Raw genomic sequence first — 6,650 nt, 5'->3', positions numbered from 1 at the left:
TGCCGAGCCCGTCACCCGCACCATCCGGACGGCGGATCCCAGGCCCGTCGCCCGCGCCGTCCACGGAGCGCGTCCCGGGGCGGTCGCCCGGCCCCTCCTGCTGCCCCGCGCCTGTGCCGTCCGCCGCCCGTCCGCCGGACACGGCCGGGTCACCGGTGCCGGGCCGGGTGCCGTCCTCGGCGCCCCTACCGGTGCCGAGGGTGCCGTCGTCACCGGAGGCGCTGCCCGCAGACGGTGCCCGCGCTCCGTCGGGGCCGCCGGGCCCTGACTCCGTCCCGGCGCCGGTTCCCTCCGTTGGCGTCACCCCGGTGCCGAACCAGTCGGCCGCCGCGGGGGCCCGCCGTGGCCCCGCGTCACCCGTACGACGCGAGCCTCCCGCGCCGGGGCCGTTCCCCGGGCCGGCGGACGTCGGGCCCAGGTCGTCCCGGTTACCGCGCGGTGGTACCTTCCCCGCACCGGCGTCCCTGCCGTCCCGCACCGGCCCCGCGTCGGCCGGACCGACAGGACCGGCCGGGCCGTTCAGCGGCGGCCAGGGGGCGGGCTGCGGGTCGCCGGGTTCGCGTGCCGGGCCCGCCGGCCGCTCCAGGTCCGGATCCAGGTCGAGGTCGAGGTCGCGGTCCAGATCCAGGTCCGGGCTGCTGCCCGGGGCCGGGTCCTGACCGGTGCCCGAAGCCGGGTCCTGACCGGTGGCCGGGCCCGGACCAGGGCGCAGGTCCGCGTCCTGACCGGTGGCCGGCGGCGGCCCGGAGCCCGGGGCCGAGGACCCGTCCACGTCCGCGCGCGGGCTCCGGGGCTGCCGTGGGGCTCCCGCACCGGGACCCCGCCCGTCCGCGCCGAACCATCCGTCACCGATCGTCGGCTCGGCCCCGCCCCCCGCGCCCGCGGGGAATTGGCCGTCCGGGGTGTCCCATGCCGTTCCGGCAGGCGGCGCGGAAGGGCCCGGCGCACCGGGCTCCGGGCGGGGCGAGGGCACGGCGCGGCCGCCCGCGGGGGTGCCGCCGCCCACCGTCCCGGCCACGGAGGCGAACCTGTCGTCGAGGGAGTCGGGGGCCGCCGTCGGGCCCGTGTCACCGGTGTTCCCGTCGTACAACTGGCCCCACCAGTCGTCCTCGTGCTCGCGCTCGTCCTCGTCCCGGCGGCCGGTGGGCGTCTCCCCCTGTTGGCTCATGCTCCTAATCTTCGACCGCGCCACGCGTCTGAAACCGTGCATCGCGACATTCGGGCGGGACACCGCCCCTAGAACAACTTTTCGGACGACAACCCGAACAACCGGCCGAAGTCGTCATGAAACACCCGGCCACGCCGAACCCTGCGCCCGCTCTCCTCCTCGGGCACCCTGGAGGAATGGGAGCGTGGGAACTCCTGCTGGCCGGAGTGATCATCCTGCTCGGCATGTGCGGAGTACTGACGCCCGGGGTGCCCGGGTCCTGGCTCGTGTGGGCCGGTGTCCTGTGGTGGGCGCTCAACGACCCGCACCGGACCGCCTGGGCGGTCCTGGTGGGCGCCACCCTCCTGCTCCTGCTCGCCGGGCTGCTGCGCGCCCAGCTCACCCCCCGGCACGCCTCCCGCACCACCGATCCGGCCCGCCGTCCGGGGCCCCGCGGCTCGGCCGGTCTCGGCGCGTTCCTCGGCTTCTTCCTGCTGCCCGTGATCGGCGCCGTACCCGGTTTCCTGGCCGGTCTCTACCTGCACGAGCGCCTGCACGAGGGCCGCCGCCCCCGCGAGGCGAGGGCGGCGGTGCGCGGCATGATGCGGTCCGGAGGCACCGCGCTGCTGGTGGAGCTCTACGCGACGCTCCTGATCCTCGGCGCCTGGCTCGTCACCGTCCTCGCGCGCTGAACGCCGCCCGGGCCCGCCGCTGCGCCCCCGTACCCGACGGGCCGGCGGTCAGCCGGTGAGCTCGTCGAGGTCGACCGCTCCGGCCAGCGCCTTCATCCCGGCGTCGTTGAAGTGCAGGTGGTCGCCCGGGTCGTAGGCGGACCGGATCCGGTCGGGCTGCTTCGGGTCCCGGACCGCCGCGTCGAAGTCGACCACCGCGTCGAACGGGGCCTCCTTGCGGATGAAGCGGTTGATCTGCCGCCGCAGCGCCTCCCGCTGCGGGGTGTAGGCGAGATGCCCCCGGTACGGCGTCAGGGTGGCCCCGACGACCCGGATGCCCTTGGCGTGCGCCTTCTCCGCCATGGAGCGGTAGGCCTTCTTGAACGCCTTGATCCCGTCCTCGCCCGCCGCGTCGGTCATCACGTCGTTGATGCCCTCCAGCACGATCACCGTCCGCACCCCGCTGCGCCGCAGGACGTCGGCGTCGAACCGCTTGAGCGCGCTGGGCCCGGAGCGGTCGTTGAGGATCCGGTTGCCGGAGATGCCCGCGTTCAGCACTCCCAGCCGGTGCCGCGGGGGCAGCGCGGCGATCCGGTCGGCGAGCCGGTCGGGCCAGCGGCTGTTGCTGTCGGGCGTGGTGCCCACCCCGTCGGTCAGGCTGTCCCCGAGCGCCACCAGGCTGCCCGCCGCGCGGGCGGTGCGCACGTCCACCCCGGTGACGTAGTACCAGGAGCGGACCGTCGCGGTGTAGGCGGCGCCGCCCACGTCGGCGGCGTGGTCGGCGCCGTGCGCCAGGAAGTTGGTCTGCTTGGCGATGCGGTGGTACGTCGCCGGGCCGTCGTCCACCGGCGTGTACACCGTGACCAGCAGGTCGGAACCGCCGGGCACGTCGAGCCGCACCGGGTCGCTGACGATCTCCCGCCCGGCCGGCACCACGGCCGTGGGCCTGCCGCCGAAGAGGACCCGCCGCATGGTGCCGGGCACCGCGTCCGGGCGGGGGAAGTAACCCTGCTCCCGCAGCGCGACCGTGACCGAGCCCAGGTGGAGCGGGCGGATGCCGAGCCGGTTGGACAGGCGCACCCGGGTCGCCGTGCCGCCGACGCTGGTGTGCACCACGTTGCGGATGGACGCGCCGGGCAGCGGCACCGCGGTCCCGGAGGCGGCGGCCGCCCAGGTCCCGGTCCATTTCTCCTTCTCCGCCCGGCGGTCGGGCGTCACCGCGTGGACGGGCGCCGTGCCGAGCAGGACCAGGAGCAGCGCCACGATGACCCGTACCGCCTTGAGCATGTGTTCCGTCCTCCGCGATGTTCAGTTGGCCGCGCGTCAGCCGATCCTCGACGAAGCCGACCGTTTCACAACGTAACGCGACCGACACGGAGCGTGTCGGTCGCGTCGCAGAGAACCACCCGGACGAGGGGTGGTGACGGAGGTTTAGCGCGGGGTGGGCGGGGTGGCGGCTGGTCCGTTCGGCCGCCGCCACCTCACCCTCCGGGGTGTCCCGGGTTACCGCGTCCGGCCCCGCTTGGCCTCCATCGCGGCCTTGCCCTCGGCTCCACGGCGCTTCCACTCGCGCCGCATCTCGGCGCGGGCCCGGGCGTCGGTCTTGGCCACGATGTACTGGTTCTCACGGAGCAGCTTGCGGTAGCTCTCGAGCCGCCGCTCGGGCAGCTCTCCGGAGTCGACCGCGGCCAGCACCGCACAGCCGGGTTCGGCGACGTGCGCGCAGTCGTGGAAGCGGCAGTCGCCGGCCAGTTCCTCGATCTCGGCGAACACCTGCCCGACACCGCGCCCCGCGTCCCAGAGGCCGACGCCGCGCAGTCCCGGCGTGTCGATCAGCACGCCGCCGCCGGGCAGTGCGAACAGGTTGCGGGTGGTCGTGGTGTGCCGGCCCTTGCCGTCCACGTCACGTGCCGCCTGCACGTCCATCGCGTCCTCGCCGAGCAGCGTGTTGGCGAGGGTGGACTTGCCCGCGCCGGACTGCCCCAGCAGCACGGTCGTGCCACCGGAGACGGTCGCGGCGAGCACGTCGACGCCCTCGCCGGTCTCGGCGCTGACGGCCAGCACCGGCACCCCGGGCGCCGTCCCCTCCACGTCGCGCACCAGGTACCCGAGCGTCACGGGGTCGGGGACCAGGTCCGCCTTGGTCAGCACCACCACGGGCTGCGCCCCGGACTCCCAGGCCAGGGCCAGGAACCGTTCGACGCGCGCGTACTCGAGCTCGACGGCCAGCGACACGGCGACGACCACGTGGTCCACGTTGGCGGCGAGGATCTGTCCCTCGGACCGCTTGGACGAGGTCGAGCGCACGAACGCGGTCCGCCGCGGCAGGTAGTCGCGCACGTAGCGCGGCTGTCCGCCGACCGGGTCGACCGCGGCCCAGTCGCCGGTGCAGATGACCCTCAGCGGGTCGTGCGGGGTGACGAACGCGGTGTCCGCGCGGATCACGCCCTCGGAGGTGACCAGGTCGCACTGTCCGCGGTCGACCCGGATCACGCGCCCGGGCAGCAGCCCCTGCGCGGCGAACGGGGCGAACTCGGACTCCCAGCTCTCGTCCCAGCCGAAGCGGGTGAGCGGGTGCGACGAGATCGAGGAAAGAGAGGAGAGGTTCAAGGGAAACCCTTCGAAGGGCAGCCCCCGGCACCGCGCGTACGTCGACGCGCGAAGAAAGGTGAGGTCAGCCGGAGGCCACGGAGGTGAACGGAACGAACTGCTGGATGCGGGCAAGGCCCGTCACAGAGACAGCCATCGGTCACACCTCCTGGAGAATCCGACTCGAACGAACGGCTCGCGTGCGCAGCGCCCACCGGGCGTCGCACGAACAGGGCACAGCCTAGGGCCGACCAGGCTTCGCCCGCCATCGCTTTTTCCGCGCCCTCACTCCGCGCGGCAGCGCCGCCTCAGCAGGCGTCGTACTTCCAGTCGCCCCGTTCCTTCAGCCACGGCTGGTCGTGACCGAAATCGGGGACGCCCTCGACCTCGTACTCCACGAAGACCCGGTCGTCCTGCCCGACCGCCGTGTCCTCCCGCACCTTCACGCCGGTGGCCTGCCGTGGCCCGTACTTCTCGGCCATCCGCGTCACCGCGGCCTCGTACGCGGGGCCTCCGTGCTCGGCGGCTTCGCCGTCCTCGCCCTCCTCGTGGACATCGGCGCCGTCCTGCTCCCCCTCGCCCTCCGCCCGGTGCTGCGTCTCGTCGCCGACCACGTAGCGGCAGCGGTCCGAGAGCATCCCGAACGTGGTCGCCGGGTCACCGCCGAAGTAGGCGGCGGTGTACTTCTCCACCGCCCCGGTGAGCGCGGCGTCCGCCTTCTTCAGCGGCAGCCCTTCCTCCGCGGCCCCGCTCGCCACACCGTCGCGCGCGGAGCCGTCGGCCGAACAACCGGTGAGGGCGAGAAGGGCGGCAGCCGCACTCGCCGACAGGATGACGCGGATACGCATGACTCTCTTCTCCGTGGCAGGTGCATGGCAGGTGACGGGACGAAAGATCCGGAGTGCATGCTGCCACAGAGAGCCCTCGTCCACAGGAGGACGAACTCCCCCGCGCACCCCCTGCGCGCGGGGAGAGTTCCGCCGCCCCCTCACCCCGGGACTCAGGAGCGGCCGGTGTGCAGCACCTCCTGGTCCCACCGGTGGCGTGGCTGGACGTGCAACTGCCAGTAGTGCTCGGCGATGTCGTCGGGGTCGAAGTCGGTGCCGGGAGCGACCGGGCCGTCCACGGTGACGCTCGCCGCGTGCACGCCGCGGGAGCCGTACTGCTGATCGAGCAGCGTGACCAGGGTGCGCACGCCGGCCTTGCCCAGGGAGAGGCTCACATAGCGCGGCTCCGGCTTGGGCATGCCGCCCGTGACGAGGAAGGTTCCGCTCCCCCGCTCCGCCATCCTGGGCGCGAGGAAGGCGGCGGCGTTGAGGGCGCCGACCACGTTGACCGCCCAGGCCTCCATGTGTTCGCGCACCGAGAGCTCACCCGGCACGTCCGCACGGACGAGTGCGGCGTTGTAGACGGCGGCCTCCGGCACGCCGTGTGCGTCGACGGCCCGCGCCAGGGCTGCGTCCAGCTCTTCCCGGTCCGTGCTGTCCGCCCGCAGTGTGAGGACCGCGACGCCGAGGGGAGCGAGCGCGTCCGCCGCGGCGCGCAGCGTGGGCCCGCTTCTGGCGATCAACGCGACCGGCAGCCCTTCTTCGGCGAATCGACGGGCGACTGCCTGCCCGATCCCCGGCCCCGCACCGATGATTACTGCACCTGGCATGAAACGGCTCCCCTCTGCTTGACCGTCAGCGACACTGGGGACGGTAAGGCGTCACATGAGTGTGAGGGTCAAGGAGAGACCGGATGCGCATCGGCGACCTGTCCCGCGAGACGGGGGTGAGCAGGCGACTGCTGCGCTACTACGAGGAGCAGGGGTTGCTCCGGCCGACCCGGTCGGACAACGGTTACCGTGCGTACGCCGAGGCGGACCTCGCAGCGGTGCACCACATCCGCGCCCTGCTGGCCGCCGGTCTCCCCACCGCGGTCATCGCGAGGATCCTGCACTGCCTGGGCGACGAGAGCGAGTTGAAGGTGCCGTCCGGCTGCCCCACCTTCCTCGGGGAGCTGCGGCGCGAGCGCGCCCGGATCACCGCCGCCATCACGCGGCTCGAGGATTCCCGTCGTGTGCTGGACACCGTCCTCGGCACGGCGCCACTCCAGGAGGAGGTTGCGTCGGGCGCGCCGGCGCCCGGGAGGTGAGCCGGTCGCGATGCCCTGGCGTGCTGCCGGGCTCCCCGCCGGGCGCCGTCGGCGCGCCGACGGCGGTTCGCTGACGGGAGCCGGGGGCAGGGGCGGAAGACTCGGGG

At 74.0% G+C, this 6,650-nt stretch carries 6 protein-coding genes and 1 pseudogene; 2 read left to right on the top strand and 5 right to left on the bottom strand.

Going from position 1 to position 6,650, the window contains the following annotated elements:
• A pseudogene (locus ACOV8S_RS04755) lies at nt 1-1,168 on the bottom strand (hypothetical protein); the annotation flags it as partial.
• Between the two features lie 176 nt (nt 1,169-1,344).
• Between ACOV8S_RS04755 and ACOV8S_RS04750 the strand changes: the two are divergent.
• Entirely contained in the window at nt 1,345-1,839 is a 495-nt protein-coding gene (locus ACOV8S_RS04750; protein WP_448316263.1) for a DUF456 domain-containing protein, read from the top strand.
• Between the two features lie 48 nt (nt 1,840-1,887).
• On the opposite strand, the gene ACOV8S_RS04745 is transcribed toward ACOV8S_RS04750, so the two are convergent.
• From ACOV8S_RS04745 to ACOV8S_RS04730, 4 genes are all read right to left on the bottom strand, one after another.
• Nucleotides 1,888-3,105 (bottom strand): SGNH/GDSL hydrolase family protein, encoded by a 1,218-nt coding sequence (locus ACOV8S_RS04745; RefSeq protein WP_448316262.1) that lies wholly within the window; start codon nt 3,103-3,105, stop codon nt 1,888-1,890.
• 216 nt (nt 3,106-3,321) lie between these two features.
• Nucleotides 3,322-4,428, bottom strand: coding sequence for a ribosome small subunit-dependent GTPase A (gene rsgA / locus ACOV8S_RS04740; RefSeq protein WP_448316261.1), 1,107 nt, complete (start codon nt 4,426-4,428; stop codon nt 3,322-3,324).
• Nucleotides 4,429-4,715: 287 nt separating this feature from the next.
• A complete protein-coding gene (locus ACOV8S_RS04735; protein ID WP_448316260.1) occupies nt 4,716-5,255 on the bottom strand; it encodes a hypothetical protein in 540 nt (179 codons plus the stop codon).
• 152 nt (nt 5,256-5,407) lie between these two features.
• Entirely contained in the window at nt 5,408-6,064 is a 657-nt protein-coding gene (locus ACOV8S_RS04730; protein ID WP_448316259.1) for an SDR family NAD(P)-dependent oxidoreductase, read from the bottom strand.
• Between the two features lie 83 nt (nt 6,065-6,147).
• On the opposite strand from ACOV8S_RS04730, the gene ACOV8S_RS04725 reads away from it, so the two are divergent.
• Entirely contained in the window at nt 6,148-6,543 is a 396-nt protein-coding gene (locus ACOV8S_RS04725; RefSeq protein WP_448316258.1) for a MerR family transcriptional regulator, read from the top strand.
• Nucleotides 6,544-6,650: the final 107 nt, after the last annotated feature.

This window comes from Streptomyces sp. CO7, from assembly GCF_053474865.1.
This window is presented reverse-complemented; position numbering and strand designations above follow the sequence as displayed.